Annotated in this window: 24 protein-coding genes; 12 read left to right on the plus strand and 12 right to left on the minus strand. The window is 75.2% G+C overall.

All coding sequences use genetic code 11. The annotated features are described in order from the left end of the window. Nucleotides 1-48: 48 nt before the first annotated feature. The 4 genes from ACFVYI_RS19265 to ACFVYI_RS19280 form a co-directional block, all read right to left on the minus strand. Nucleotides 49-459 (minus strand): hypothetical protein, encoded by a 411-nt coding sequence (locus ACFVYI_RS19265; RefSeq protein WP_387886936.1) that lies wholly within the window; start codon nucleotides 457-459, stop codon nucleotides 49-51. After that, nucleotides 456-998, minus strand: a complete 543-nt coding sequence (locus ACFVYI_RS19270) for a hypothetical protein (RefSeq protein WP_387886937.1) — start codon at nucleotides 996-998, stop codon at nucleotides 456-458. The genes ACFVYI_RS19265 and ACFVYI_RS19270 overlap by 4 nt, the downstream gene beginning before the upstream one ends. A 136-nt stretch (nucleotides 999-1,134) precedes the next feature. Continuing rightward, the gene (locus tag ACFVYI_RS19275; protein ID WP_387886939.1) at nucleotides 1,135-2,289 is read right to left on the minus strand and encodes a hypothetical protein; all 1,155 of its coding nucleotides are present in this window, start codon (nucleotides 2,287-2,289) and stop codon (nucleotides 1,135-1,137) included. Nucleotides 2,290-2,576: 287 nt separating this feature from the next. Further along, nucleotides 2,577-3,848, minus strand: coding sequence for a sedoheptulose 7-phosphate cyclase (locus ACFVYI_RS19280; RefSeq protein ID WP_387886941.1), 1,272 nt, complete (start codon nucleotides 3,846-3,848; stop codon nucleotides 2,577-2,579). Nucleotides 3,849-4,056: 208 nt separating this feature from the next. Between ACFVYI_RS19280 and ACFVYI_RS19285 the strand changes: the two genes are divergently transcribed. The 7 genes from ACFVYI_RS19285 (at nucleotide 4,057) to ACFVYI_RS19315 (ending at nucleotide 12,374) form a co-directional block, all read left to right on the plus strand. Next, nucleotides 4,057-5,382, plus strand: coding sequence for an alpha/beta family hydrolase (locus ACFVYI_RS19285; protein WP_387886943.1), 1,326 nt, complete (start codon nucleotides 4,057-4,059; stop codon nucleotides 5,380-5,382). Between the two features lie 287 nt (nucleotides 5,383-5,669). After that, entirely contained in the window at nucleotides 5,670-6,884 is a 1,215-nt protein-coding gene (gene hppD / locus ACFVYI_RS19290; RefSeq protein ID WP_387886948.1) for a 4-hydroxyphenylpyruvate dioxygenase, read from the plus strand. A 69-nt stretch (nucleotides 6,885-6,953) separates the two neighbouring features. Beyond that, on the plus strand, nucleotides 6,954-8,153 hold the full coding sequence (locus ACFVYI_RS19295; RefSeq protein WP_387886950.1) for a homogentisate 1,2-dioxygenase: 1,200 nt from the start codon (nucleotides 6,954-6,956) through the stop codon (nucleotides 8,151-8,153). Next, nucleotides 8,150-9,001, plus strand: coding sequence for a hypothetical protein (locus ACFVYI_RS19300; RefSeq protein ID WP_387886952.1), 852 nt, complete (start codon nucleotides 8,150-8,152; stop codon nucleotides 8,999-9,001). Before ACFVYI_RS19295 ends, ACFVYI_RS19300 begins: the two co-directional genes overlap by 4 nt. Further along, nucleotides 8,998-10,218, plus strand: coding sequence for a fumarylacetoacetase (gene fahA, locus ACFVYI_RS19305; RefSeq protein WP_387886953.1), 1,221 nt, complete (start codon nucleotides 8,998-9,000; stop codon nucleotides 10,216-10,218). The genes ACFVYI_RS19300 and fahA overlap by 4 nt, the downstream gene beginning before the upstream one ends. Nucleotides 10,219-10,358: 140 nt before the next feature. Then, nucleotides 10,359-11,411 (plus strand): enoyl-CoA hydratase/isomerase family protein, encoded by a 1,053-nt coding sequence (locus ACFVYI_RS19310; protein WP_387886955.1) that lies wholly within the window; start codon nucleotides 10,359-10,361, stop codon nucleotides 11,409-11,411. Between the two features lie 183 nt (nucleotides 11,412-11,594). Next, nucleotides 11,595-12,374, plus strand: a complete 780-nt coding sequence (locus ACFVYI_RS19315) for an enoyl-CoA hydratase (RefSeq protein WP_387886957.1) — start codon at nucleotides 11,595-11,597, stop codon at nucleotides 12,372-12,374. 57 nt (nucleotides 12,375-12,431) lie between these two features. Here ACFVYI_RS19315 and ACFVYI_RS19320 read toward each other — a convergent pair whose 3' ends face one another. After that, on the minus strand, nucleotides 12,432-14,423 hold the full coding sequence (locus ACFVYI_RS19320; protein ID WP_387886960.1) for an NAD-binding protein: 1,992 nt from the start codon (nucleotides 14,421-14,423) through the stop codon (nucleotides 12,432-12,434). A 127-nt stretch (nucleotides 14,424-14,550) separates the two neighbouring features. On the opposite strand from ACFVYI_RS19320, the gene ACFVYI_RS19325 reads away from it, so the two are divergent. Continuing rightward, the gene (locus tag ACFVYI_RS19325; protein WP_387886961.1) at nucleotides 14,551-15,189 is read left to right on the plus strand and encodes an HdeD family acid-resistance protein; all 639 of its coding nucleotides are present in this window, start codon (nucleotides 14,551-14,553) and stop codon (nucleotides 15,187-15,189) included. 45 nt (nucleotides 15,190-15,234) lie between these two features. Here the strand turns inward: ACFVYI_RS19325 and ACFVYI_RS19330 are convergent, their stop codons facing one another. The 3 genes from ACFVYI_RS19330 to ACFVYI_RS19340 all read right to left on the minus strand — a co-directional run bounded on the left by ACFVYI_RS19330 (nucleotide 15,235) and on the right by ACFVYI_RS19340 (nucleotide 18,024). Next, complete coding sequence (locus ACFVYI_RS19330) at nucleotides 15,235-15,879, minus strand: DUF6461 domain-containing protein (protein WP_387886963.1); 645 nt, start codon at nucleotides 15,877-15,879, stop codon at nucleotides 15,235-15,237. A gap of 72 nt (nucleotides 15,880-15,951) precedes the next feature. Then, nucleotides 15,952-17,376 carry a CoA transferase gene (locus tag ACFVYI_RS19335; RefSeq protein ID WP_387886964.1) on the minus strand — a complete coding sequence of 475 codons (1,425 nt, stop codon included), beginning with the start codon at nucleotides 17,374-17,376 and terminating at the stop codon, nucleotides 15,952-15,954. Between the two features lie 21 nt (nucleotides 17,377-17,397). Then, a complete protein-coding gene (locus ACFVYI_RS19340) occupies nucleotides 17,398-18,024 on the minus strand; it encodes a LysE family translocator (protein WP_387886966.1) in 627 nt (208 codons plus the stop codon). 117 nt (nucleotides 18,025-18,141) lie between these two features. Here ACFVYI_RS19340 and ACFVYI_RS19345 point away from each other — a divergent pair, with 117 nt between their 5' ends. Both ACFVYI_RS19345 and ACFVYI_RS19350 read left to right on the plus strand, forming a co-directional pair. After that, complete coding sequence (locus tag ACFVYI_RS19345; RefSeq protein ID WP_387886968.1) at nucleotides 18,142-18,600, plus strand: Lrp/AsnC family transcriptional regulator; 459 nt, start codon at nucleotides 18,142-18,144, stop codon at nucleotides 18,598-18,600. A gap of 63 nt (nucleotides 18,601-18,663) precedes the next feature. Then, nucleotides 18,664-19,380, plus strand: coding sequence for an N-acyl homoserine lactonase family protein (locus ACFVYI_RS19350; protein WP_387887080.1), 717 nt, complete (start codon nucleotides 18,664-18,666; stop codon nucleotides 19,378-19,380). Nucleotides 19,381-19,453: 73 nt separating this feature from the next. Here ACFVYI_RS19350 and ACFVYI_RS19355 read toward each other — a convergent pair whose 3' ends face one another. Together ACFVYI_RS19355 and ACFVYI_RS19360 are read right to left on the minus strand one after the other, a co-directional pair. Continuing rightward, nucleotides 19,454-20,737 carry a cytochrome P450 gene (locus ACFVYI_RS19355; protein ID WP_387886970.1) on the minus strand — a complete coding sequence of 428 codons (1,284 nt, stop codon included), beginning with the start codon at nucleotides 20,735-20,737 and terminating at the stop codon, nucleotides 19,454-19,456. 89 nt (nucleotides 20,738-20,826) lie between these two features. Next, a complete protein-coding gene (locus ACFVYI_RS19360) occupies nucleotides 20,827-22,155 on the minus strand; it encodes an ATP-binding protein (RefSeq protein WP_387886973.1) in 1,329 nt (442 codons plus the stop codon). 367 nt (nucleotides 22,156-22,522) lie between these two features. On the opposite strand from ACFVYI_RS19360, the gene ACFVYI_RS19365 reads away from it, so the two are divergent. Continuing rightward, complete coding sequence (locus ACFVYI_RS19365; protein WP_387886975.1) at nucleotides 22,523-23,407, plus strand: hypothetical protein; 885 nt, start codon at nucleotides 22,523-22,525, stop codon at nucleotides 23,405-23,407. Between the two features lie 250 nt (nucleotides 23,408-23,657). Here ACFVYI_RS19365 and ACFVYI_RS19370 read toward each other — a convergent pair whose 3' ends face one another. After that, nucleotides 23,658-24,086 carry a zf-HC2 domain-containing protein gene (locus tag ACFVYI_RS19370; protein WP_387886977.1) on the minus strand — a complete coding sequence of 143 codons (429 nt, stop codon included), beginning with the start codon at nucleotides 24,084-24,086 and terminating at the stop codon, nucleotides 23,658-23,660. 55 nt (nucleotides 24,087-24,141) lie between these two features. Here ACFVYI_RS19370 and ACFVYI_RS19375 point away from each other — a divergent pair, with 55 nt between their 5' ends. Next, nucleotides 24,142-24,732, plus strand: a complete 591-nt coding sequence (locus tag ACFVYI_RS19375; RefSeq protein WP_387886979.1) for a sigma-70 family RNA polymerase sigma factor — start codon at nucleotides 24,142-24,144, stop codon at nucleotides 24,730-24,732. Between the two features lie 132 nt (nucleotides 24,733-24,864). On the opposite strand, the gene ACFVYI_RS19380 is transcribed toward ACFVYI_RS19375, so the two are convergent. Beyond that, a complete protein-coding gene (locus ACFVYI_RS19380; protein ID WP_387886981.1) occupies nucleotides 24,865-25,530 on the minus strand; it encodes an NADPH-dependent F420 reductase in 666 nt (221 codons plus the stop codon). Nucleotides 25,531-25,723 lie beyond the last annotated feature (193 nt).

Here is a 25,723-nt window from a genome sequence, read left to right on the forward strand (position 1 = left end):
ACCCCGCTGCCCGGCGGGTGCACCGCCGGGCAGCGGGGTCGGGGTGGTTCACGGGCGGGTACGTCGCCCGGTGCGTCGCCGGGCCGGGGCCTCTCGGGCGGCGGCGGCGCGGCGGGGTACGGCGAGGGTGAGGCAGAGCAGCTCGGCGCCCAGCGGTCCGGCCTCCAGGTGGAGCGGGCTGCCCCGGCGGGCCAGCAGGAGGTCCCCGTCGACCGCCAGGTGGTCCGGTTCGTCGGCGGCCTGCCCCACGAGGAAGGAGCCGCGCAGCACATGGAGGACGATCTCGGCCTCGGCCCGCCCCGGCAGCGTGTGGTGGGCGCCGGGGCTCAGCCGCAGGTGGTCGAAGGACTCGCAGGCGCTGGCGATCATGGACCGCCGGGCCAGGCAGCGCAGGCGGATCCGTTCGCCGTTCGGGCCGAGGATGACGGCGGCGGAGCCCGCGGCGGTGGTGACGATCACCGTGCCTCGCCTCCCTTCGGGTGTTCGGGGTCCTCGGAGCTCTCGGGGTCCTCGGAGTTCTGGAGGTCCTCGGAGTTCTGGAGGTCCTCGGAGCGCCGGGATCGCGCGGGGTGCTCGGGGCTCGGACGGGGGTCGGGGCGGGGCCCGAGGTGGCCCTCGGTGCGCTGCCGGCCGGCCGGCGGACCGGACGGCCCGGAACCGGCGGGGCGCCCGACGACGGCGAGGACGGCCTGGAAGAACTCCAGCCCGGCCGTACCGGCGGTGAGCACGGTCCGCGCGCCGAGCGGCAGCGTCAGCGCGGTGCCCTCGACCAGCGGGATCCCGGCGTCGGGCGCCTCCGGCGCCTCGGCCTCCGGGCCGGTGGCCGTGCCCGAACCGGCGGTGACGTAGAGGGCGTGCTCGACGCCCTCGGCGGCGACCTCGGTGCGGTGGCCCGGGTCGAGCCACCGCAGCCCGACCGCGCGCAGCGGCCCGCTCAGCACGCGGCCGGGGTCGACGGCGCCGCGTCGGCGGAGATCGGTGATGACGGTGCCCGTCATGACGGTGACTCCTTCTGGTCTGCGGCGGTCCGTTCCGGTCCGCCCTGCCTCTCCACGGTGTGGCGCCCGTCGTCCCGGTCGCACGGTGACGGTGTCCTGTCCTGCTCCCGCACGGCGCCCGAGCCCGGCCCGGGGCTCACCCGGCCGCGGGCTGGGGCTCCGGGACCCGGCCGTGCGGGACGGCGACCGGGCCCAGGCCCTCGGTGGTGGCGATCGGGCCGAGGCCCTCGGCAGCGGCCCGCAGCAGCGCGGCGTCGACCGGGGTGAGCAGCCGGCCCTGCGCGCAGTACGGGCGGCCGAGGCCGGCGAGCAGCAGCAGGCCGGGCCACGGGGTGGCGCCGACGGCGTCGGCGAAGGCCGCCGCGTCCGGGACGCCGGGCAGTCCGGTCACCGAGCCGTTGCGGGCGACCAGTTCGCGGTGCGCCCAGGCTCCGGCCGCGTCCAGCAGGCCGAGCCGGACGGCGATGCGGGCGGCGAGCAGGAGCCCCAGGGCCTCGGCGTCGCCGGGTGCGAGCGGGCGGTCGGCCAGGCTCCGCACCAGCGCGGCGAGGCGCCGCCCGTACCCCAGGGCGAGGGCGGGGCCGGTCTCGAACGGGTCGAAGCAGACCAGCGCGGCCCGGGCGTCCGCGCAGACGGCGAGGAAGGCGGCGATGGCGCCGGCGCCGTAGCGGGCCTCGGGGTCGAGGGAGTCGGCGAGCGCCTCGTACTGCGCCGGGCAGACGGCGAGGACGTGGCGGATCACGCCGATCATGCCGGCCCTGGTCTCCGGGGCGGGCCGGGCGGCCAGCAGGTCGCTGCGGACCCAGACCAGCGCCGGGGCCGTCCGGGCGGGCAGTGCGCGGGCGTCCGGCGGCGGTCGCCGCAGTGCGAGTGCGGGCCCGACGGCGGCCGCCAGGGTGGTCGGCACCCGAAGGTCGGCCGCGACGGCGCAGGCCTGCTCGCCACCGAGGGCGATCACCACGGTCCGGCCGCCGGTGCGCCGACCTTCGGGGGTCGGCCGCGCGGGCGCCGCGTGGTCCGGCATCGTGCGCTCGGGCATCGTGCGGTCGGGCGGCGGGGCGGACCGCAGGTCGAGCACGGTGCACGGCGCGTACCCGGCAGCCATCGCGTTCACGCGGCCGAGAAGGTCGGCGGGTGCCGCACCGTCGGCCACCAGGAGGAAGCGATCGGCCTCGAACGCGGCCGTCCGCTCGGCGAGTTCCGCCCAGGAGCCCTCGCCCCGGCGCACCGCCAGCGGGATGTTCGCCGGTCCGGCCTGGATCCGCCGGTCGAATACCGTGGTGCTGCCCATCGCCGTCCACCTCCTGCTCCATCTCCGACCTCGACGATGGGCCGCCCGACGCCCCGGGCACCTGAGCCGCCCTGCCCCTCCCGGCCCGGGCGGGGCGCGGGACGGGACCGGGGCGGGGCGGGACCGGGACGGGGCGGGACCGGGACGGGGCGGGACCGGGCGGGAATCGGCGCAGGACAGCGCGGAACGGAGCGGCGAGAGGGCGGGACGGAGGCGGGACCGGCCCGGCCGACCCCGCGCGAACAACGGACGACACGAGCAACGGACCGCGCGAGCAACGGACCGCGCTACGAACGGACCGCACACTCCTCGCGGACCCGTGCGGCGGCCGACCAGGTACGCAACCAACCTGCCGCATCGGCCAGTTCACGGACCGTCAGATCCTCGACGAACACCGCGGCGCCGATCCCGGCCGGCAGCGGCAGTGGCCGCCGGTCGTCGCCGCGCCGGCCGGTGTCGGCGAGCGCCTCCGCGAGCGTGAACGGCTCCAGCAGCGGGTGCCAGACGGGCAGTTCGAGCCGGCGCATCAGTCGCAGGATCCGCTCGCACTGCTCCGGGCCGAGCAGTGCGCGCCGCCGGGCGACCACGGTGGTGAGCGCCATGTCGACGCAGACCGCCTCGCCGTGCAGCAGTTCGGGCAGCGCACGCCGCTCGACGGTCGGGCTGAACGCGTGGCCGTAGTCCGCCGGCCGCTCCGGGCGGTCCCGGCGGTCGGGCCGCAGCTCCCGCAGGGCCCCCCGCACGGCCCGGCCGAGGACGGCGGCGGGGGTGACCGGGCCCTGGAAGCGCTCGTCCAGCAGGTCCCGGCCGTGCCGCTCCAGCAGGTCGAACAGCCGGGCGTCCTCGACCAGCGCCACCTTGAGGATCTCGGCGAACCCGTTGCCCAACTGCCGCCGGTCCAGGGTGGCGAGGAAGGCCGGATCGAGCAGGGTGTCGACGGCCGGGCGGTAGCCGCCGAGCAGGTGCCGGTGCCGGCCGTGGGCGACGCCGGCACGGGCTCCGGCGCCCGCGTCGACCAGACCGATCAGTGTGGTGGGCACCCGGACGAACGGTGTGGAGCGCCGGTAGAGGCTGCAGGCGAGGCCGACGACGTCGGTGAGCACCCCGCCGCCGATCGCGATGACGGGCCCGCCCTGCCGGGAGATGCCGAAGGCGTCCATCCCGTCCGCGACCCGGAACACCGCGTCCATGGTCTTCACCTGCTCGTGCACGGGCAGGACCAGCGTCTCGCACGCGATGTCCCGGGCCGCCAGGTAGCGGCCCAGCCGGTCGCCGTACAGCTCGTGCACCCGCGCCTCGACCACCACCAACCGACGCCCGGGCGGACCGCCGGCCCGGGCCAGGGCCGGGTTGGCCGGGTCGAGGACGCCGGGCTCGAAGCGGACCGGGTACCGGGCGGCCGCCGACCGGCCCGCGGTCGGACCGCCGGCGGCGCGCAGGTCGAGGGAGGTGCGGTCGTCGTCCCGGCCACGGGCACGCCCGTCGACGGCGGGAGCTGCGACGGCGGGAGCTGCGACGGCGGACGCGGCACGCGGGCGGTGCGGGTGGGAGGAGGCCACGGGACGACTCCTTCGGGGGCGGGCGCCCGGTTCACGGGCCGGTCTGCCCCCACGCTCCGGCACCCGGTGTCCCGGACGCACGGGCGACCGGGCCCATCCCCGTCCCGCCTGGGCCCGGGACCACGCCCGCCCGGGGCGACCCGGCACCACCGCGGACCGGCTCCCGCGCCCCGCCCGCCGACGTACCGTGGAACGCGGAGGCCGCGCCATGCACGTCACCGGAACCCACTTCACCGACCGCACCGACGCGGGCCGCCGGCTGGCCGCACTGCTCGGCCACCTGCGCGGCCCCGGCACCGTCGTCGTCGCCCTCCCGCGCGGCGGGGTCCCGGTGGCCGCCGAGGTCGCGGCCGCGCTCGGCGCCCCGCTGGACATCTGCGTGATCCGCAAGCTCGGCGTGCCCCACCAGCCGGAGCTGGGCATGGGCGCGATCGGCGAGGACGACGTCCGGGTGCTCAACGACCAGGTGATCCGGCTGGCCGGCGTCACACCCGGGCAGCTCGCCGAGGTCGAGGTGCGCGAGCGCGCGGAGCTGGAGCGCCGGGCCCGTCGCTACCGGGGCGGGCGCCCGCCCGCCGACCTGCGCGGACGCACCGTGGTCGTGGTGGACGACGGCATCGCCACCGGCTCCACGGCCCGGGCGGCCTGCCGGATCGTCCGGGCCCGGGGGGCGGCCACGGTCGTGCTGGCCGTTCCGGTGGCGCCCGACGACTGGACCGACCGCCTGGCCGGGGTCGCCGACGAGCTGGTCTGCGTCGGCACGCCGTCCCCGTTCTTCGCGATCGGCGAGTTCTACGGCGACTTCAGCCAGACCGGTGACGAGGAGGTGCTGCGCCACCTCGCCGAGGCCCGGGCCGAGCCCGCACCGGACCCCGCCGGGGTGGACCGCGAGCTGAGCCTGCCGGTCACCGGCGTCCGGCTGGCGGGCCGGCTGACCGTCCCGGCGGGTGCGGCGGGCGTGGTGGTGTTCGCCCACGGCAGCGGGAGCGGGCGGCGCAGCCCGCGCAACCGCCGGGTGGCCGCGGCCCTCAACCGGGCGGGCCTGGCCACCCTGCTGTTCGACCTGCTCACCGAGGACGAGGAGCCGGACCGGCGGAAGGTGTTCGACGTCGACCTGCTCGGAGCCCGCCTGACCGCCGTGGCCCGGCTCCTCCCCGAGCTGTCGCGGGCCGGGGAGCGGGACCTCCCGCTCGGACTGTTCGGCGCCAGCACCGGCGCGGCCGCCGCGCTCTGGACGGCCGCCCGGCTGGGCGAGGGCGTGCGGGCCGTGGTCTCCCGGGGCGGGCGGCCCGATCTCACCGACCCCGAACGGCTCGCCGAGGTCAGCGCGCCGACGCTGCTGGTCGTCGGCGGCCGGGACGGCCGGGTGATCGACCTGAACCGGCAGGCGCGGGCCCGGCTGCGCTGCGAGAGTGAACTGGCGGTGGTGCCGCACGCCGGCCACCTCTTCGAGGAACCGGGCACGCTGGACAAGGTGGCCGAGCTGGCCCGGGACTGGTTCCTGCGGTACCTGCCGCCCGGCTCGCCCCCCTGACCTTCCCGCGTCCGACCGTCCGACCTCTCGACCCGCCCGACCTGGTGGGCCCGCCCCGGCCACGCCGTACAGACCTCGCGCGAACCACCCCGAACTGCCATGCATTTTGTGCAGCCGGATCCGCCATTTCCTGATCAGCTTGTACACATTGAACAGTGAATTCCCGACCTGTTGCCCAACCACCCCGACAGGAGCAAGCTCTCCGCTCAGCCGCACCGCCCACCCCGCGGCGTGGCCGCCTCAAGCGGATGCCTCAATGCCGAGGCCTCAATGTGGAGGAACGACCGATGACCCCGCAGTCCCACGCCCTTGAGCTGACCCCCGAGGAACGCGAGGCCGGTCTCGACGCCGAGCAGCTCCGCCGCCTCGTCGGCCTCGTCGAGCACGACCCCGCCACGGACCCGTTCCCTGTCACCGCGCAGGACGCCATCGTGTTCGTGGTGGGCAACGCCACCCAGACGGCCCACTTCTACCAGGCCGTCTTCGGCATGGAGCTGGTCGCCTACTCCGGCCCGGAGACCGGCCGCCGCGACCGCAAGGCCTTCGTGCTGCGCTCCGGCTCCTGCCGCTTCGTGATCAAGGGCGGCGTCTCCCCGGACAGCCCGCTGCTGGACCACCACCGCCGGCACGGCGACGGCGTCGTCGACCTGGCCCTGGAGGTGCCGGACGTCGACAAGTGCATCGAGCACGCCCGCGCCCAGGGCGCCACCGTGCTGGAGGAGCCGAACGACGTCTCCGACGAGAACGGCACCGTGCGCCGCGCGGCCATCGCCACCTACGGCGAGACCCGGCACACCCTGATCGACCGCTCCCGCTACCACGGCCCCTACCTGCCGGGCTTCGTGGCCGCCGCGACCAGGGTGACCCGCCCCGCCGGGGCCCCGAAGCGGCTGTTCCAGGCGCTGGACCACGCGGTCGGCAACGTCGAGCTCGGCCGGATGGACGAGTGGGTGGGGTTCTACAACCGCGTCATGGGCTTCGTGAACATGGCCGAGTTCGTCGGTGACGACATCGCCACCGAGTACTCGGCACTGATGTCCAAGGTCGTGGCCAGCGGCAACCACCGGGTGAAGTTCCCGCTCAACGAGCCGGCCATCGCCAAGAAGAAGTCGCAGATCGACGAGTACCTGGAGTTCTACGGCGGCCCGGGCTGCCAGCACCTGGCGCTCGCCACCAACGACATCCTCTCCACCGTCGACATCCTGCGCGCCAACGGCGTGGAGTTCCTCTCCACCCCCGACTCGTACTACGACGACCCGGAGCTGCGCGCCCGGATCGGCAAGGTCCGGGTCGAGGTCGAGGAGCTGAAGAAGCGCGGCATCCTGGTCGACCGCGACGAGGACGGCTACCTGCTGCAGATCTTCACCAAGCCGCAGGGCGACCGGCCGACCGTGTTCTTCGAGTTCATCGAGCGGCATGGCTCGCTCGGGTTCGGGAAGGGCAACTTCAAGGCGCTCTTCGAATCCCTGGAGCGCGAGCAGGACCGCCGCGGCAACCTCTGATCAGCACCCCCGATCGGAGCACGAGCGGCGAACGGGCCAGTCGGCGAACGGGCCAGGAGGAGCAGGACGATGGCGTACTACCGGCAGCTGGGCAGCATCCCGCCCAAGCGGCACACCCAGCACCGCACCCCCGAAGGCGGGCTGTACTACGAGGAGTTGATGGGCGAGGAGGGGTTCTCCTCGGACTCCTCACTGCTCTACCACCGGGGAATCCCCTCGGCCGTCGTGGACGCCGTGCCGTGGGAGCTGCCGGACCAGTCGACGGTGCCCAACCACCCCCTGCTCCCCCGGCACCTCAAGCTGCACGAGCTGTTCGCGGGCCAGGAGTGGAAGTCCGCCGACGTCGTGGGCAGCCGCCGGCTCGTCCTCGGCAACGGCGACGTGCGGATCTCGTACGTCGCCGCCGGGGCCCCCAGCGAGCTGTACCGCAACGGGCTCGGTGACGAGTGCGTGTACGTGGAGTCCGGCACCGGCACGGTGGAGACGGTCTTCGGCACGCTGGAGGTCGGCCAGGGCGACTACGTGGTCATCCCCCGGGCGACCACCCACCGCTGGGTGCCCACCGGAGACGAACCGCTGCGCGCCTACTGCATCGAGGCGAACAGCCACATCTCCCCGGTGAAGCGCTACCTCTCCAAGTACGGCCAGCTGCTGGAGCACGCGCCGTACTGCGAGCGGGACCTGCGCGGCCCGTCCGGCCCGCTGCTCGTCGACGGCGAGGACGTCGACGTGCTGGTCAAGCACCGCGGCCCGAACGGCGTCGCGGGCACCCGGTACACCGTGCCGCACCACCCGTTCGACGTGGTCGGCTGGGACGGCTGCCTGTACCCCTACGTCCTCAACGTCCGGGACTACGAGCCGATCACCGGCCGGATCCACCAACCGCCGCCCGCGCACCAGGTGTTCGAGGGCAACGGCTTCGTGATCTGCAACTTCGTTCCCCGCAAGGTGGACTACCACCCGCTCTCGATCCCCGTCCCCTACTACCACTCCAACGTGGACAGCGACGAGGTCATGTTCTACTGCGGCGGCGACTACGCGGCCCGCAAGGGCTCGGGCATCGCGCAGGGTTCGATCTCGCTGCACCCGGGCGGCCACACCCACGGCCCGCAGCCGGGGGCGTACGAGCGCAGCATCGGCGTGGAGTTCTTCGACGAGCTCGCGGTGATGGTGGACACCTTCCGGCCACTGGAGCTGGGCGAGGGCGGCCGGGCCACTGAGGACGGCAACTACGCGTGGACCTGGGCGGGCCGGGGGCCGGCCCGGTGAGCGCGATCCCCGAGCTGTTCCAGGGCCTCTTCGACGACGCGGCCGTGTTCCCGCCGGGGAACCTGCCGCTCGCCGAGGCGGTGCCGGCCCACCGGGCGCACCGGCTGGCGTGGTACGCCGCCGCGGTCGGACCCCTGCTGTGCGGGGCGGGCCGGCTGGGCGAGTTGGCGGCCGTACCGGACCCGGCCCGGCAGACCGGGCCGTTGCGGGTCGGGCTCGTACTGCCGGGGGGCAGTGCGGAGCTCGGCCCGGCCCTCGCCGCCGCCGCGCCGTTCGAGGTGGCCGGCGTCGAGCTGGCCGCCAGGGACGCCGGCGAGGCGGTCGCCGCACTCGACCTGCTGCTGCCGCCGGACGTCCCGGCCGCCGTCGAGCTGCCGCGCGAACTGCTGCGCGGCGACGGTCTGGGCGACGCCCTGGACGTGCTGGTCGACAGCCCGTACCGGGCGAAGTTCCGCACCGGCGGGGTGGTGGCCGAGGCCTTCCCCGGCGAGGAGGAGCTGGCTGACTTCCTCACCGGCTGCGCGCAGCGCGGCCTGCCCTACAAGTGCACCGCCGGGCTGCACCACGCCGTCCGGCACACCGATCCGGCCACCGGCTTCGAGCACCACGGCTTCCTGAACGTGCTGCTGGCCGCGCAGGAGACCGACCGGACGGCCGCCGCCGAGGTGCTGGCGGAGCGCTCCGGCGCCGTGCTGGCCAAGGCGATCGGCGCTCTGACCGACCGTCAGGTTACCGTGATCAGGAACTCGTTCACCGCGTTCGGCACCTGCAGCATCGCCGAACCCCTGGACGACCTGGCCGGGCTCGGCCTGCTGTCGCCCAGTCCCATGCCCCAGGAGGACCGTTGAGCACCCCCCGCAGCTGGCTCGCCAGCGCCCAGGACTCGCCGTTCGGCGTGCACAACCTGCCGTACGGCGTCTTCACCGCCGCCGACCGGCCGGGTCGGCGGCGGATCGGCGTACGCGTCGGGGAGTTCGTCCTCGACGCCGGAGCCGCCGCGCGCGCCGCCGGGGCGCCGTCCGTCCTGCTGGACGCCGAGAGCCTCAACCCGCTGCTGGGCGCGGGCCGCCCGGTCTGGACCGAGGTGCGCGCCTCGCTGACCGACTGGCTCACCGACGAGTCGTACCGGGAGGCGCTCTCGCCGCTGCTGCTGCCGCTGGCCGAGGTGGAGCTGCACCTGCCGTTCGAGGTCGCCGACTACGTCGACTTCTACGCCTCCGAGCACCACGCCACCAACCTGGGCCGGATCTTCCGCCCCGGCTCGGATCCGCTCACCCCCAACTGGAAGCACCTGCCGATCGGTTACCACGGCCGGGCCGGCACGGTGGTGGTCTCGGGCACCGAGGTGGTCCGCCCGCACGGGCAGCGCAAGGCACCGGCCGACCCGGCGCCCTCCTTCGGCCCGACCCGCCGGCTGGACATCGAGGCGGAGGTCGGCTTCGTGGTCGGCACGCCGTCCGCGCAGGGCACGCCCGTCACCCTGGACGGCTTCCGCGAGCACGTGTTCGGCGTCTGCCTGGTCAACGACTGGTCCGCGCGGGACATCCAGGCCTGGGAGTACGTGCCGCTCGGCCCGTTCCTGGGCAAGTCCTTCAGCACCTCGGTCTCGCCGTGGATCGTGCCGCTGGACGCCCTGGAGCACGCCCGGGTCACCCCGCCGGCCCGGGACGTCGAGCCGCTGCCCTACCTGGACGACCGGGGCGGCGAGCCCTGGGGCCTGGACCTCGCGCTGGAGGTCCGGCTGAACGGGCACCCGGTCTCCCGCCCGCCGTTCGCCTCGATGTACTGGACGGCCGCGCAGCAGCTCGCCCACATGACGGCCAACGGCGCCTCGCTGCGCACCGGGGACCTCTTCGCCTCGGGCACCGTCAGCGGCCCCGAGCCGCAGACCCGGGGCGCCCTGATCGAGCTGACCTGGAACGGCGAACAGCCGCTCAAGCTCCCGGACGGCACCACCCGCACCTTCCTGGAGGACGGTGACGAGGTCGCCATCACCGCGACCGCCCCGGGCCGCGACGGCGCCCTGGTCGGCTTCGGCGAGGTGACCGGCCGGATCGTGCCGTAGCACCACCGCGGAAGCACCCGTCGAGGAGGCGGCGCCGAACCCCCGGCGCCGCCTCCGGCGCGTCCCGGCCGGACGGGTGCCTAGTACGGTGGCGGTGGGATCTTCACGACGGACAGCGACGACGAACGGGAGCGGGCCCGATGAGCGCAGAGGTACAGGCCTACCGGGACGGCGGCGTCGGGCGGATCGTGCTCGACCGGCCGAGGGCCATCAACTCGCTGACCCACGACATGATCACGGCCGTCCGGGCCGCGCTGGACGGCTGGGCGGCGGACGACGCCGTGCGCGCCGTGGTGCTGACGGGCACGGGCGAGCGCGGCCTCTGCGCGGGGGCGGACATCCGGGCCCTGCACGACGACGCCAAGGCGGGCGGCGCCGGCGCCCGGGCGTTCTTCCGCGACGAGTACCGGCTCAACGCGCTGATCGCCCGCTACCCGAAGCCGTACCTCGCGGTGATGGACGGCATCACCATGGGCGGCGGGGTCGGCCTCTCCGCGCACGGCGCCGTGCGGATCGTCACCGAGCGGTCCGTCGTGGCGATGCCGGAGACCAGGATCGGCCTCGTCCCGGACGTCGGCGGCAGCCTCCTGCTGGCCCGCGCCCCCGGCGAGTCGGGCACCCACCTCGGCCTCACCTCGGGCTCGATGGGCCCCGGCGACGCCCTGTTCTGCGGCTTCGCCGACCACTTCGTGCCCGCGGCGCGGATCCCGGCGCTGCTCGACGCCCTGACGGGCGCCGCCGACCTCACCGGCGCCGGCCTCACCGCCGCCGTGGCCGCCCACGCCACGCCCGCCCCGCCCGCCGCCCTGGCCGCGCGGCGGGAGTGGATCGACTCCTGCTACGCCGCCGACACCGTCGAGGAGATCGTCGAGCGGCTGCTCGCCTGTGGCGTCCCGGAGGCCAAGGAGGCCGCCGAGCAGCTGCTCGGCAACGCGCCGACCGCCGTCAAGGTCACCCTGGCCGCACTGCGCCGGGCCCGCGCCCTGCCCTCGCTGGAGGCGGCGCTCGATCAGGAGTACCGCGTCTCCTGCCACGCCCTGACCACGCCGGACCTGGTCGAGGGCATCCGCGCCCAGGTGGTCGACAAGGACCGCAACCCGCGCTGGTCCCCCGCGGCGCCGGCCGACGTCACCGCGGCGGACGTCGACCGGTACTTCGCCCCGCGCGAGGGCGACGAACTCGGCCTGGCCTGACCGGGGTCGGCACGGATCCCGCGGCCCGACCCGCCCGACGCGCCGGGCCGCCGAGCTGCCCGGCGGACTCGTGACGACCGTCTCGCATGGCAAGACTGGCGCGGGACGGTGCACGTCGGAGATCGTTGGGTGGTCAGGACGCACCCGGTGTGGTGCCGAGCAGCGGAATGGGAGTCAACGGCGATGACCGAGACCTACGAGACGATCCTGGTCGAGCGCAAGGGGCGGGTCGGGCTGATCACGCTCAACCGGCCGAAGGCGCTGAACGCGCTCAACACGCAGCTGATGAACGAGGTCGTCGCGGCCGCCACCGCCTTCGACCGGGATCCGGGGATCGGCGCTCTGGTGATCACCGGCTCGGAGAAGGCCTTCGCGGCGGGCGCCGACATCAAGGAGATGCAGGGCAACCGGTTCCCCGACGTCTACCTGGACGACTGGCTCGGCCCCTGGGACCGGCTCGGTGAGCTGCGCAAGCCGGTGATCGCGGCGGTGGCCGGCTTCGCCCTGGGCGGGGGCTGCGAGTTGGCGATGCTCTGCGACATCCTGCTGGCCGCCGACACGGCGAAGTTCGGGCAGCCGGAGATCAAGCTCGGTGTCATCCCCGGGATCGGCGGCTCGCAGCGGCTGACCCGCGCCGTCGGCAAGGCCAAGGCCATGGACCTCTGTCTGACCGGCCGGATGATGGGAGCCGAGGAGGCCGAGCGCGCGGGCCTGGTCTCCCGGATCGTCCCGGCCGAGGAGCTGCTCACCGAGGCACTGGCCACCGCCGAGAAGGTCGCCGAGATGTCCGCCCCGGCCGCGATCATGATGAAGGAGAGCGTCAACCGCGCCTTCGAGACCACCCTGGCCGAAGGCGTCCGCTTCGAACGCCGGCTGTTCCACGCGACGTTCGCCACCGCGGACCAGAAGGAGGGCATGGCCGCCTTCGCCGAGAAGCGCCCGGCGAACTTCACCCACCGCTGACCCGGCACGGGCGGGGGTGGCGGCCGCCACCCCCGGCCCGACTGGTTCGGCGTCCCGTCAACTCTCGGCCACCACCGCGGTGTTGAGACGGGCGAGACCGCTGCGACTGGCGGCGACCACGATCCGGTCGCCCGGTTCGAGACGGCGGGTGCGGTCGGCGTAGTTCCAGGTGTAGAGGTTCGGCCTGTCGGCGAGTCGGACGGCGATCACCCGGACGCCGCCCGGGTCCTCCAGGTCGTGCCGGTTCATGCCGGCCAGACCGCCGCCCTCCTCCACCCGCAGCTCCGCGATCAGCAGCACGTGCCGGAACACCGAGAGGGTGCCCAGCACTTCACGCCCCATCAGGGCGGCGGCGAAGGCCGGTGCGGACAGGTAGGAGACCGAGCGGGACGCCGCGTTGTCCAGCGTCGCGTACACGTGCCGGGCGAAGTTGTCGTCGAACAGCCGGACCACCACGCGGACGTCCGGCCTGCCGGCCCGCGCCTCCAGGGCCGCCTCCAGGTTGGTGGCGTCGTCCCCGCTGACCGCGACCACCGCACGGCTGTGCTTGAGCCGGGCCCGGCGCAGCTGCTCCTCCAGCGGGCCGTCGTCGACCACCACCGGCACGCCCAGCGCCCGGACGGCGGAGATGCCGCGGGCCTGCGGGTCGCGCTCCAGTCCGACCACCGGCACACCCAGACCGTGCAGTTGGGCCACGACGCGGGTACCGAGGTTGCCCAGTCCGGCCACGATGACGTGGTCCCGGGTGCCGGCGCCGGGGTTGCGGGGCTGGCCACGGCGGCCGGAGCCGAGCACCTCGACCATGATCGCGGTGGCGACCGGGGCGAAGGTGATCCCGCAGAAGGTGATCACCACCTGGGCGACCCGCTGCCAGGTGCCGCCGGTACCCGTCCCGGCGGCCGCGTCGGCGTGCTGGTCGGGCTGGGCCGCGCCGGCCAGGTCGAGCAGCGAGACGTAGAGCGACCAGCCGAAGTCCCGGTTGAGGTACCAGAGCAGGCCGAAGGCCATCAGTACCGCCGCCAGCGCGGTGATCAGCACCAGCCGGAGCCGGGCGCTGGTGAAGTAGCGCAGGGTGTCGAGCAGGCGCCAGCGCAGCCGGCGTGACCAGCCGATCCGGATCGGCGGTTCGCTCGGCAGCGCCTGCAGGGCGGCCACCCCGCCGGGCTCCTGCCCGGGTCGCCGCTCCGGGGCCCCGTCCGGCCGGGCCCGAGCGGCCCGGTCCGGCTGCGCCGCCGGCTCCTGGGCCGGGTCGGCCGACTGCTCCGGCTCCCGCCCCGCGCCCCCGGCACCCCCCGTACCGTCGGCGTCTCCCGCACCCCCGGCACCCCCCGTGCCGTCGGCGTCTCCCGCACCCCCGGCGCCGGCGCCCGGAGCGCCGACCCGGTGGCGGCGTACCGGCCCGTCGTCGCCGAACGCGCTGGCCAGCCGGACGAAGGGCGCCGAGTCCCCCTCCTGCTCGGGCAGCAGCCGGATCCGGCTGAGGTCCTGCCGGTCGATCCGGTCGGCGACGACGCAGATCCGGCTGGAGTCGATGTCCTCGTCGTAGGCGATGTGCAGGAAGCGGTCGCCGACCTGGACGGAGTTGGGCCGGGACAGTGCGGCGGCGGCGAAGGCGGGCGCGGCGGTGGCCGAGCCGGAGAGCGCGGTGCCGTTCTTCAGCAGCCGCTCGATGTTGTCGCCGAGCCGCTGGTTGAACATCCGCAGCACGATGCGGATGTCGGGATTGCGGTCCTGGGCGCTGAGCGCGGTGTGGATGTTCCCCTGGTCGCTGCCGTCGACCAGGGCGATCCCGCGCGCGGTCTCGACCCGGACGGCCCGCAGCGCCTCCTCGGTGACACTGCTGTACTCGACCACGGCGGCCACCCCGGGCAGCTGCTCGATCTGCGGCGCGTGGTCACGGGTGCGGTCCGGGACCAGCACCACCACCGGTACTTCGTAGTGTTCGACGAGTTCGACGGCCAGTCGGTGGGCGAGTGCGTTGCCGCCGCACACGATGTAGTGCTGGCTGATCGGCTCGACCGGAGGGGTCCCCCACCCTTCAGAAGTCATATCGCCGGATCATATCTACGGCGAGTGATCGGGAGGTGTCGTTCCGGTGTCCGAGGGGCGATCAGTTCCGTCCCCCGAACGGGCGAACCCGACAGGCGGCGGACGGCCCCCGCGACGATCGTCAGGAGTGTCCTCCGCCCTCCCAAGCCGCCAGGAGTACGCCGCCGTGGTCTCCCCGATCATCACCCCCAACGGTTCCCCGGTCCAAGGCCCGCTCGGGCTGCTCGCCAAGGCCGCCTGGCAGGTGCTGCTGCTCGCCGGGCTCGTCTCGCTCGCCCTCGGGATCATCGTCTTCGCCTGGCCGGAGCAGACCCTCAGGGTGGTGGGCATCCTCTTCGGCCTCTACCTGCTGGTCATCGGCATCGTCCAGCTGGTCGCCGCCTTCGGCACCCACGTCACCACCGCGATGCGGGTCCTGGCCTTCATCAGCGGCGCGATCTGCGTCCTGCTCGGCCTGCTCTGCTTCCGCAGCGCGGTGCAGTCGCTCCTGCTGCTGGCGATCTGGATCGGCATCGGCTGGCTGTTCCGGGGCATCACCCAGCTCGTCGCCGCGATCTCGGACGCCGACATGCCCGCGCGCGGCTGGCAGGCCTTCGCCGGTGCGGCCAACACCGTGGCCGGTGTGCTGCTGATGGTCTGGCCGGTCGGCTCGATCACCGCCCTGACCGTCCTCGCCGGGTGCTGGCTGCTGATCCTCGGCCTGATCGAGATCGTGACGGCCTTCCAGATCCGCAGCCGGTCCAAGCAGATCCCGTCCGGCGTCTGACGCCCCGCCCCCGCCCCCGGCCCTGGCCCGGGCCCGGGCCCGGGCCTACGGCGCGGGGGCGTAGCCGATCACGAACTCCGCCGTCCGCAGCCGCTCCGGGGTCAGCCACAGACCGGTGAGCTCCTCGCCGAGGGCGAAGGCCGCGGTGGTGGTCCGCTCGATGTCCCGGTCGTCGGCCGCGCTGACGTCGAAGCCGACCTTCGCCAGCACCTCCGCCATCGCGTCCGCGTCGCTGCCGTCGCGGTCCGCCGGGAAGAGCGGCTCGAAGTGCAGCCGGTTGCGCTCGCCCTCCTGCCAGTGGAAGTGGTCCACGGCGTTGACGTTGCGGAAGTGCGAGACCAGCCTGGTGCCCTCGGCGAGGCCGGGCAGCAGCTCCCAGGTGGTCCCGAGGTAGCCGTTGACCTCCAGCGCCACCGCCCAGCCGTCGAGTTCGGCGACCGCGACGACCATCAGCTCCTCGTCCTCGCGCCCGTGGAGCGCCTCGTCCGCGTCGCAGTCGCCGTCCTCGTACTGCTCCCAGGCCTCCAGGACCTCCTGGACGCCGGTGACCCGCCGGCCGGGGGCGGCCCCGAGCCGGCGGAGCAGCTCGCCGCCGGAGATCCCCTCGACCATGGTCAGGCAGTACGCCTCGGCGATCGGGGCGAACTCCTCGGTTTCGAGCCAGGCGTAGTCGGTCGCGTGTGCGGTCATGCCGGAGATCCTGCCACCCGCCTCCGACAGCGCCCGCCGGCTGCTCCCCGGGCGCCTGCCGCCGGGAGCCGGTCAGCGCCAGGCCGGCGCGTCCGTGCCCCAGCGGCCCGGCGGGCGGGACCAGTCGGCGGGGCCGCCCTCGTAGGCGAGCGGCGGGAGCGCGTGACGCAGTCGGCCGTACGGGGAGTCGGTCTCGGCGAGCCAGTGCTTCGGGTCGTCCGGCTCCGCCCCCGCCGGGCCGGGGGCGGCGGGGGCGATGCCGTGCTGCAGCCAGGAGGCGGTGCCGGCCAGCGAGTAGCGCAGGTGGCGGCCGCCGGGGCGGCCGGTGCGCTGGTCGGTGAGGGCCCGCAGGACACCGGCGGCGATCAGGTAGCCCGTTCCGTGGTCGAGCGCCTGGGCGGGCAGCACGCCGGGGCGGCCGTCGGCACCGGCCTCGGTGGCGGCGATGCCGACGCCGGCCTGGACCAGGCTGTCGAAGCCCCGGCGTCCGGCCCAGGGGCCGGTCCAGCCCCAGGCGCAGAGCTGGGCGACGACCAGGTCGGGGCGCCGTTCGAGCAGATCGGCGGGCGCCAGGCCGAAGGCGTCCAGGGCGCCGGGGCGGTAGCCGGTCACCACGACGTCGGCCGTGGCCAGCAGGTCCTCGAAGGCCGCGCGGTCGCCGGGGGCGGCGAGGTCCAACCGGGTGGAGCGCTTGCCGAACCCGGTGTCGACGTGCGCGTCCTCGGCCTCGGGCAGCCGGGGCGAGTCGACCCGCAGGACGTCGGCGCCGAGCAGCGCGAGAGAGCGGGTGGCGACGGGACCGGCGATCACCCGGGTGAGGTCGAGGACGCGCACGCCCTCGGCGGGCAGGCCGCCGGGCCCGAGCGGGCGGGCGGCGGCGCTGCCGACCACCCGGGTCTCGACCAGCGGGTGCGTGGCGCCGCTCGCCGGTGCGACCGCCACCGCGAGCGCGCCGGCCTCGTGGGCCCGCTCCTGGACCCACTCGGCCGGGCGGAGGCGCAGCGTCCCGGCCAACTGCTCGGGACCGGCGTCGGCGGGCAGTCCGAGGGCGGCGAGCAGCCGGGCCCGGTGGTGCGGGTAGTTGGCGTGGGTGCGGACCCAGCCGTCGGCGCTCTGCCAGAAGCCGGAGAGCGGGGCGAAGCTGACGGGGGTCCGGCCGTCGATCCGCAGGTGGCGCTCGCCGACGAAGGCGGTGGCGACCGCGCCCTGGTCGATCCGGACCGCCGGCACCCCGCCCCCGGACCGCAGCGCGGAGAGTTCCCCGGCGGCCAGCGAACAGGCGGCGACGGTGGCGCGGGCCAGCTGCCGGACCGGGAGCCGGGCGGGCAGGACGCCGTCGGGCCCGTGGAAGGAGACCCGCTCCAGCAGGTCGGCGGGCCCTCCCAGCGCGGCCCAGGCGTGCGCGGTCGGGCCGTCGTGCACGGTGGATCCGTCGTGCGCGGTGGCGTCGTCGTGCGGGGCGGACCGGTGGGCGGCGGGCTGCGGACTCTCTGTCATGCCCGCATTCTGCTCCCGATCTCAGGCGCTCGCCGTGACGCCCGCCACCAGCATCAGCAGCACCGCAGAGACCACCGTCATCCGCCGGGCGGCCTGCGGGGTGGCACCGAACCGGCCGCCGAGGCGACCGCTGGCGTGCGCCACCAGTCCGTAGACGACCGCGCAGGCCAGGACGTTGAGCGAGCCGAGGGCGAGCACCTGGCCCCCGACCGGCAGCGGGGCGGCCGGGTCGACGAACTGCGGTACCAGGGAGAGGTAGAGCAGCAGGCCCTTGGGGTTGAGCAGGGCGGTGAGCATGCTCTGGCGCAGCACAGTGGCGGTGGGCTGCGGCGGGGCCTGCGCGAACGCGGTGGCCCCGCCGCGGCGCAGGGCGAGGAGCATGCCGGCGGCCAGCACCAGCAGGTAGGCCGCGCCGGTCAGGCGCAGCACGGGCAGGGCGGCGGGTACCGCCCGCAGTGCGGCGGCGAGGCCGGCACTGGAGAGCAGGGTGTGCACGGCGTATCCGGCGCAGACACCGGCGACCGCGACGAGCGCGGCGCGGCGGCCCTGGCCGAGGCCCCGGGCGGCGATGTAGAGCCAGTCGGGGCCGGGGGTGCAGACCAGGAGCAGGTCGACCCCCAGGAAGAGGAGGAGGGCGTGCGTGTCCATGGCGGTGACCTGTCGTGTGCGTTCCGGCGGCTCGGTCACTGAAGGTAGCCGGATTGGGCCGGCACACGATGGCCAGTTCGTGCCCCTCTATGCCGCAATTTGGCAGAATATTGCGCCATGGACCGTATCGACCGCAGAATCCTCCAGGAGCTCCAGCAGGAGGGCCGCCTCACCAACGCCGAACTGGCCGCCCGGGTGGACCTCACCCCCTCGCCGTGCCTGCGCCGGGTCCGGCAGCTGGAGCAGGACGGTGTGATCCGCGGCTACCGGGCGCTGCTGGACGGCGCGGCGGTCGGCCGCGGCTTCCAGCCCTTCGTGTCGATCACCATGCGGCACGAGGACCGGGCGACGGTGGCCGAGTTCGAACGCCGGGTTGCGGAGCTGCCGGAGGTGGTGGAGGCGCACCGGCTCTTCGGCGAACCGGACTACCTGTTGCGGATCGCGGTGGCGGACATCGCGGCCTACGAGCGGTTCATCACCGATGTGCTCTCCGGGCTGCCGGGCATCGCGCAGGTGAACTCGCACCTGACGATGAAGCAGGTGAAGGCCGACCGCGGCATCCCGACCGGCGGGTAGGGTCGGCACAGGAGGCCCCGCGGGCAGCGGGGCCGGAGCGGCGAGGGGGCCGGGGTGTCCGTGATCCACCGTCTCGATCTCGGCTACTTCGTCCGCCCGGCGGCCGAGGCGGGCGGACCCGAACCGCGCGTCGAGCCGGTGCTGGCCTACCTGGTGCGGCGGCCCGAGGGGCTGCTGCTGTTCGACACCGGAATCGGCGGCGGCGATCCGGAGACCGAGGCGCACTACCGCCCGGTCCGGCGGCCGCTGTCGCAGGCGCTCGCAGCGGTCGGCGTCGCGCCCTCCGACATCGACCTGGTCGTCAACTGCCACCTGCACTTCGACCACTGCGGCGGCAATCCGCTGCTGGCCGGCACCCCGGTGCTGGTGCAGGCCGCGGAGCTGGCGGCGGTTCGGCGCGGCGGCCACACCATCGACACGCTGGTGGACTTCCCCGGCGCCGCCCACCACGAGCTGGCCGGCGAGGCGGAGGTCTGGCCCGGCGTGCGGGTGGTGCCGACCCCCGGTCACACCGAGGGGCACCAGTCGCTCGTGGTGGAACGGCCGGCGGGCGGCTCGGTGGTGCTGGCCGGTCAGGCGTACGACTTCGCCCATGAGTACGGCTCGGCGCTGCTGGCCCGGCGGGCGGCCCGCGAGGGCGTCGAACCGCCGCTGCCCGGCGGCCCGGCCTGGCTGGACCGGCTCGCGGAGTTCACCCCGAGCCGGGTGCTGTTCGCCCACGACAACGCGGTGTGGGAGCCGGCCGACGGGGCCCTGGACCTGGCCGACCCCGCCCGGTAGCGGGCCTGCCGACGGGGCCCGGGGCCTGGCCGACCCGGCTCGACAGCGGGCCGGGCGGCTTCGGCGCGGGGCCTCAGAACGTGAAGCGCAGCGCCCGCACCCGGTGGTCGAAGCTGGACGGGACCAGCTCCGGCTCGCCCACCGAGCGCACCTCGGGCAGCCGGGTGAACAGCTCCCGGAAGAGCACCTTCATCTCCTGCCGGGCGAGGTGCGCACCGAGGCAGTAGTGCGGCCCGCCGCCGCCGAAGCCGAGGTGCGGGTTGGGCGTGCGGGTGACGTCGAAGGCGTCCGGGTCGGTGAAGACGGTCTCGTCGCGGTTGGCGGAGCCGAAGAAGAGCACCACCTTCTCCCCCGCCCGCAGCAGGGTGCCGTCGGGACCGCCCAGCCGGTGGTCGACGGCCAGGGTGCGGCGGAACTGGATGATCGGCGTCGAGTGGCGGACGATCTCGTCCACCGCGCCGCCGAGATGGCGGTCGAGGTCGCCGAGCAGCAGGGCGCGCTGCTCGGGGTGGACGGTGAGCAGGTGCAGTCCGTGCGCCAGCGCGTTGCGGGTGGTCTCGACGCCGGCGACCAGCAACAGCGAGAAGAACGCGCCGAGCTCGCGCCCGGTCAGCCGGCGACCGTCGACGTCGGCGGTGACCAGGGCGGAGATCAGGTCGTCGGTGGGCCGGCGGCGCCGCTCGCGGCCGAGTTCGGCGACCATGCCCTGCATCCGGGCGAGCGCCCGAAGGCCCCGGCCGGGCACCCGGATCCGGCTGCGCAACGGGCGGGCGACACCGGTGTTCTCGGAGGCGTGGTCGACCTGGTCGAGGATCGCGCGGCGGGGCTCCTCCGGGATGCCCATCATGTTGCAGATCACCTGGAAGGGGAGTTCGGCGGCCACCGAGGTGACGAAGTCCGCCGGCCGGTGCCGCTCCACCTGGTCGACCAGGCGGGCGGCGACCCGGCGGATGTCGTCCTCGACCCGGGTGATCAGGCGCGGGGTGAACGCCCGGGAGACGATCCGGCGCAGCTGGGCGTGGCGGGGATCGTCCAGGTTGACCATCGAGTCGCCGAACAGCAGCCGGACCCAGCGGGCGGGTTCGGGGGTGGTGACGCCGGGACCGCTCAGGAACACCGCGGGGGTGCGACTGGCCTCGACCACGTCGGCGTGCCGGACCAGGGCGTGGTAGCCCTTGGCGGGGCGGTCGGCCGACCGGTCGCCCGACCTCTCACGCGACCTCTCGCCGACGAAGACCGGGGCGGGCAGCCGGCGCAGTTCGGCGAAGGCGGCGGCGCGGGCCGGCGCGGGCAGCTGCCAGAACCCGGGGTCGGCGAGGTCGACGGCGGGGGCGTCGGATTCGGCCACTGTGCCCATGCCGGGCCTCCTGTCCTGTCGGTGCCCACATTTAGTCAGCACCGACAGGCAGGCTGTCAAACCACAACTACCATGCGATTGGCTGATATTCAGACTCGCGCATGCGAGGTGATGTCCGCGCCGAACTCCTCGATCATCGCCGGGGTGACGGTCGGCCGGGCCTGGGCGATGGCCGCCAGGTAGTCGGCCGTGCTCGCGCCGTCGGCGGTGTCCCGTCCGGGAGCGCCGCCTCCCACGACGGTGGCCCCGGCAACGCCCGCACCCGCGGAGCCCGCACCCGCGAGGTCCCGTTCGAAGGCCGCCTGGGCGGCCACCCGGGCGGCGTGCTCGATGTCCGCCGGGGTGAACAGCTCGCTCGCGCCCACCAGCGCGTCGAGGTCCACGTCCGGCCGGCCGGCCGCGTACCGGGACCAGATGGCGGAGCGGGCGGCCGCGTCCGGGGTGCCGATCGGGATCAGGTAGTCGAAGCGGCCCGGGCGCAGGAACGCCGGGTCCAGCGAGCGGATCGAGTTGGTGGCGCAGACCAGCAGCCGTTCCTCGCCCTCCCGGAAGCCCGGGATGAGCTTGAGCAGCTCGTTGGTGACGCCGTGCATGCCGCCCCGGACACCCTCGGTGCGCAGCGGCGCGATCTCCTCCACCTCGTCGATGAAGACCAGGGCCCGCTCCAGCCGGCCGATCCGGGCGAAGGCGTCGCGCAGCGCGGCCGCCAGGTTGCCCTCGTCGGCCAGCCGGGACGGCAGCAGTTCGACGAACGGCCAGCCGAGCCGGGAGGCGATCGCCCTGGCGAAGGTGGTCTTGCCGGTGCCGGGCGGTCCGAACAGGGCGATCGCACGCGGCGGGCGCACGCCGTGCCGGGCCGCCCGCTCGGGTTCGGCCAGCGGCGCCACCACCCGGCGCTCGATCAGGGTCTTCTCCGTCTCCATCCCGGCCACCTTGGCCCAGAGGTCGCCGGGCAGCAGCCGGCCGCCCAGCTCCTCCAACAGACCGCTCGCCGCGCCCGCCTGCGGCTCGTCCTTCTCGAAGTAGGCGGCGGCCGGGCGGCGGGTGTAGCCGGCGTTGTGCAGGCCCTCGCCGAGCAGTTCCTCCTCCGGCAGCACGTACGCGATGCGGCGCACCCGGCAGGCCACCAGCCGGCGCTCCAGCTCCCGCAGCAGCGAGCTGGCCAGGCCCCGGCCGCGCCAGGCCGGTGCGATCGCGATCCGCATCACCCAGGCCCGCTCGCCCGCGACGCAGGCGAGCGCGGCACCGATCGGCGCGCCCTGGTGCACCGCGACCACGGCCGGCTGGCGGGAGGTCAGCGCGCTGATGCACTCCGCCAGGGAGAACACCGACTCCTGGCCGAGCTCCGCCGTGGTGTCGATCAAGTGGACCACCGCCGCGAGGTCGTCCTCTCGATAGTCGTGAACCAGCCAGTACATCGGCCCGCCCGCCTCTCCGTGCTCACCGGCCCCGTGCCGTCCTCCGACCGGCGGCGCAGCGCCGCGCGGTGCCCGAACGGTACGGGCGGGCCCGGGCGGCGGTCCCGTGCCGGAACGGACAAGCCGGGCCCGGACAACCGTACGAACCGCCTCTACCGCACGAACCCGCACGCGCCGGTGCCGCCCGCGCTCCGGTCCGGTCAGGTCCGGTCAGGTCCGCTCCCCGGGGGAGCCCGGGTCCGGGCGGCGCACCGGCCCGACCGCCCTCCCGAACAGCCCGGACCCGGACGGCCGGGCATGCTCTCACGGGGGTGGAACCGGCCAATACCCGAGGGGGCGGTACAGCCCGGCGAGGGCGAATGCGACGATGAGTGCCATCGTGATGACCGACCGGATCCGCGCACTGCGCGCCGTGGTCTTCGCCGCGCTCTGCGTGGCGCTGGCCGCCACGGCGCACGTCGCCATGGCCGGCGCCGGGGTCTCCCCGCCGGTACTGGCGGGCGCCTTCGGTCTCACCCTCGGCTTCGGCTGGCTGCTCGCCGGCAAGCGGCGCGGACTCGGCCCGATCAGCGTCTGGATGGTCGCCGCGCAGAGCGCGCTGCACCTGATGTTCGAACAGGCCGGGGCGCTGACCGCCGATCGCGCGGGGATCGGCCGGCTCGCCACGACGGACTGGGCCGACCTGCTGCTCTGCAATCCGGACCGGGCACCCGTCGGGATCTCGCCGGCCGACCTGGCCCGGATGGCCGGCATCGACCCCGACGTCCCGCCCACCGCGGGCGTCCGCGCCCTGACCGGGGCTCACCACCTCGGCACGGCGACCGCCGCGGGTCCGTCCTCGGCCTCCCCGGGCCACGGGATGGCGGGCACGGGCGGCGGGCCCGCCCTGTCCGGCGACGCGGCGGCGTCCGGCCTGCCGGCGACCTCCGGGCTGTCCGGCCACGACATGGCGGCGCACTCCATGTCGGCCGGGATGATCGCCGCCCACGTGCTCGCCGCGCTCGCCTGCGCGCTGCTGCTCTGGCGCGGCGAGACGGCGCTGGCCCGACTGTTCGAGCTGCTCGGTGCACTGGGCACCGTGCTGGCGGGGGTCCTGCTGCTCCCGCTGCTGGCCCTGTTCGCCCGGCCGCGCGGGTTCGAACCGCCGGTCCCGCCCCGGCCGGCCGACCGCCGGGCCAGGTTGCCCCGGCTGGTGCTGCTCTCGCACGCCCTCGTCCGGCGCGGCCCGCCCTCCTTCGCTCCCGCCTGCTGACGCGCCCACCGCCCGACGCCGTCGCGGCGTCCGCCTCGCGGTGGGCAGGTCGCCCCGTGCCGTGGCCGAACGGCCGCGCCGGGGCCCGGGCCCGCACGCCCCGCCGCCCCCTGCCGGGACCCGGCGACCCGTGCGCGTCCCACCGACGACGAGCGCTCCGCCCGCAGCGGCCGGCGCTCCCGAGCTATCCCCTCAGGACCTCTTCATGCCTGACTACGACGGCGCACCGGCCTCGCCCGGCGCCACCGTCCTACCGCTCCGGCGCCGACCCGCCGTCCCCCTGCCCGGGACCGCCCGTCGCGCCGAGCCCGTCCACAGCCGTTCCGGTGTCACCCGGTCCGTCCGCGCCCGGTCCGTCCTCACCTGCCCGGTCCGCACCGGACGCAGCGGTCCCGGGCTCGGCGCAGTCGGACGCGCCACCGCCGGACGCACCACTGCCGGGCGCCGCGCTGCCCGGTCCGCGCTGTCCGAGGCTCGCGAGCAACTTCGCCGACCAGTCCGCCGAGGGCCCGTCCGCGCCGCCCGCCGCCACCCGGCCGCGCAGCCCCTCCGCCCGCTCCAGCCACTCCCGACACGCTTCGCAGCGCGCGAGGTGCTTGTCCAGCCGCCGGTCCGGCAGACCGGTCGGCTCGCCGTCGAGACGGGCGGACAGAGCGGTACGGAAGTGGGCGCATCTCATGCGACCATCGTCGCGCACCCGACTCCGTACCGGACCGTCCGGGTGGGGGGCCGGCATGGATGACGAGCAGGTGACCGCCCTGGCCCTCGCCGCCCGCGCGGGCCGGCCGGCCGACGTCGAGGCCTTCGTCCGGGTCACCCAGCGGGACGTCTGGCGGTTCGTCGCCCATCTGACCGATGTGCAGTCCGCCGACGACCTCGCCCAGGAGACCTTCCTGCGCGCCCTGCGGAGCCTGCCCGGGTTCGCCGGCCGCTCCTCCGCCCGCACCTGGCTGCTGTCGATCGCCCGGCGCACCGTCATCGACCGCTACCGGACGGCCGCCGCCCGCCCGCGCTGCGCCGCGCTGCCGGACTGGCAGGAGGCCGCCGAACGGCAGGCCGCCCCGCCTGCCGCCGGGTTCGAGGACGGTATCGCGCTCGACGACCTGCTCGACCGGGTGCCCGCGCAGCGCCGCGAGGCCTTCGTGCTCACCCAGGTGGTCGGTCTGAGCTACGCCGAGGCCGCCGAAGTGGCCGGCTGCCCGGTCGGCACCGTCCGGTCCCGGGTGGCCCGGGCCCGGGAGGAGCTGATAGCCCGCCTCCGGGCGGCCGAGGGCGGCGAGCCGGCCGCCCCGGCGCCGGCCACCGCACTGGCCGCCGCCTGCTGACGTCTCCTGCTGACACCGCGCACCGATCCGCCCGGGCCCGCGGGAGCACCGCAGGCCCGGGCGCCCCGCCCCCTCCTCCCCCGTCAGTGGGAGGAGGGGGGCCGGGCGCCGCCGCTCCGTCGCCCGCGGCCCTCAGACCTGGGCCCGGAACGACGCGGGCCGCTCGGGCGACGCCTCCGCCAGCGCCTTGACGACCGCGTCGACACCCTCCCGCAGGCCGTAGACGGGGGTGTCGGGCTGCTGGCGCCAGGACTCGTCCAGGCCGCCGGCGTCCACACTGTCGAAGCCCAACTCGTCGATCAGGGCGCGGACGACGCGCTTGGCCGCGGCGTCGTCCCCGGCCACCGGGAGGGCGAGGCGCTCCGGATCCCCCTGCGGGCGGGGCCGGTCGAGGAGGTCCTGGGCGTACGTCCCGTTGAAGGCCTTCACCACCGGGTGCCCGAGGTGCTGCTCCGTCCAGCGGCTCTCGGTCTGCCCCTCCTCGATGGCCGCGATCCGCCCGTCCCGCTGCTGCGGGTAGTAGTTGCCGGTGTCGATCACGACGAAGCCCTCGGCGGCTTCGTCGAACAGGCCCGACGGCAGGTCCGGCACGTTCTTCAGCGGCACCGTCACCACCACGACCTCGGCGCCGCGCGCCGCCTCCGTCGCGGTGACCGCCGTGGCACCGGTCTCCTCGGCGAGCGCGGCCAGGGTCTGCGGGCCGCGCGAGTTGGCCACGGACACCGCGTGCCCGAGGGAGGTGAGCCGGCGGGTGAGGTTGCCGCCGATGTTGCCCGCGCCGATGATGCCGATCTTCATGATGATCCTTTCGGTCCTGCCGCAACCGTGCGTCGTGCCTGGCTGCAACCCCGGATCGGGCACCGCTATTTCCACCGGAGCGCCACGACCGGTCTTGATCGGGTCAGCTGCGGTCGGGACCGCTTGCGATCGACCACGACCGGCCACCGCCACCACAATCCGGCCAACCGGGAAATTCCCCCAGGTGTTCGGA

Origin of the sequence: Kitasatospora sp. NPDC058218 (assembly GCF_042882445.1) — a bacterium.
Lineage (GTDB): Bacteria > Actinomycetota > Actinomycetes > Streptomycetales > Streptomycetaceae > Kitasatospora.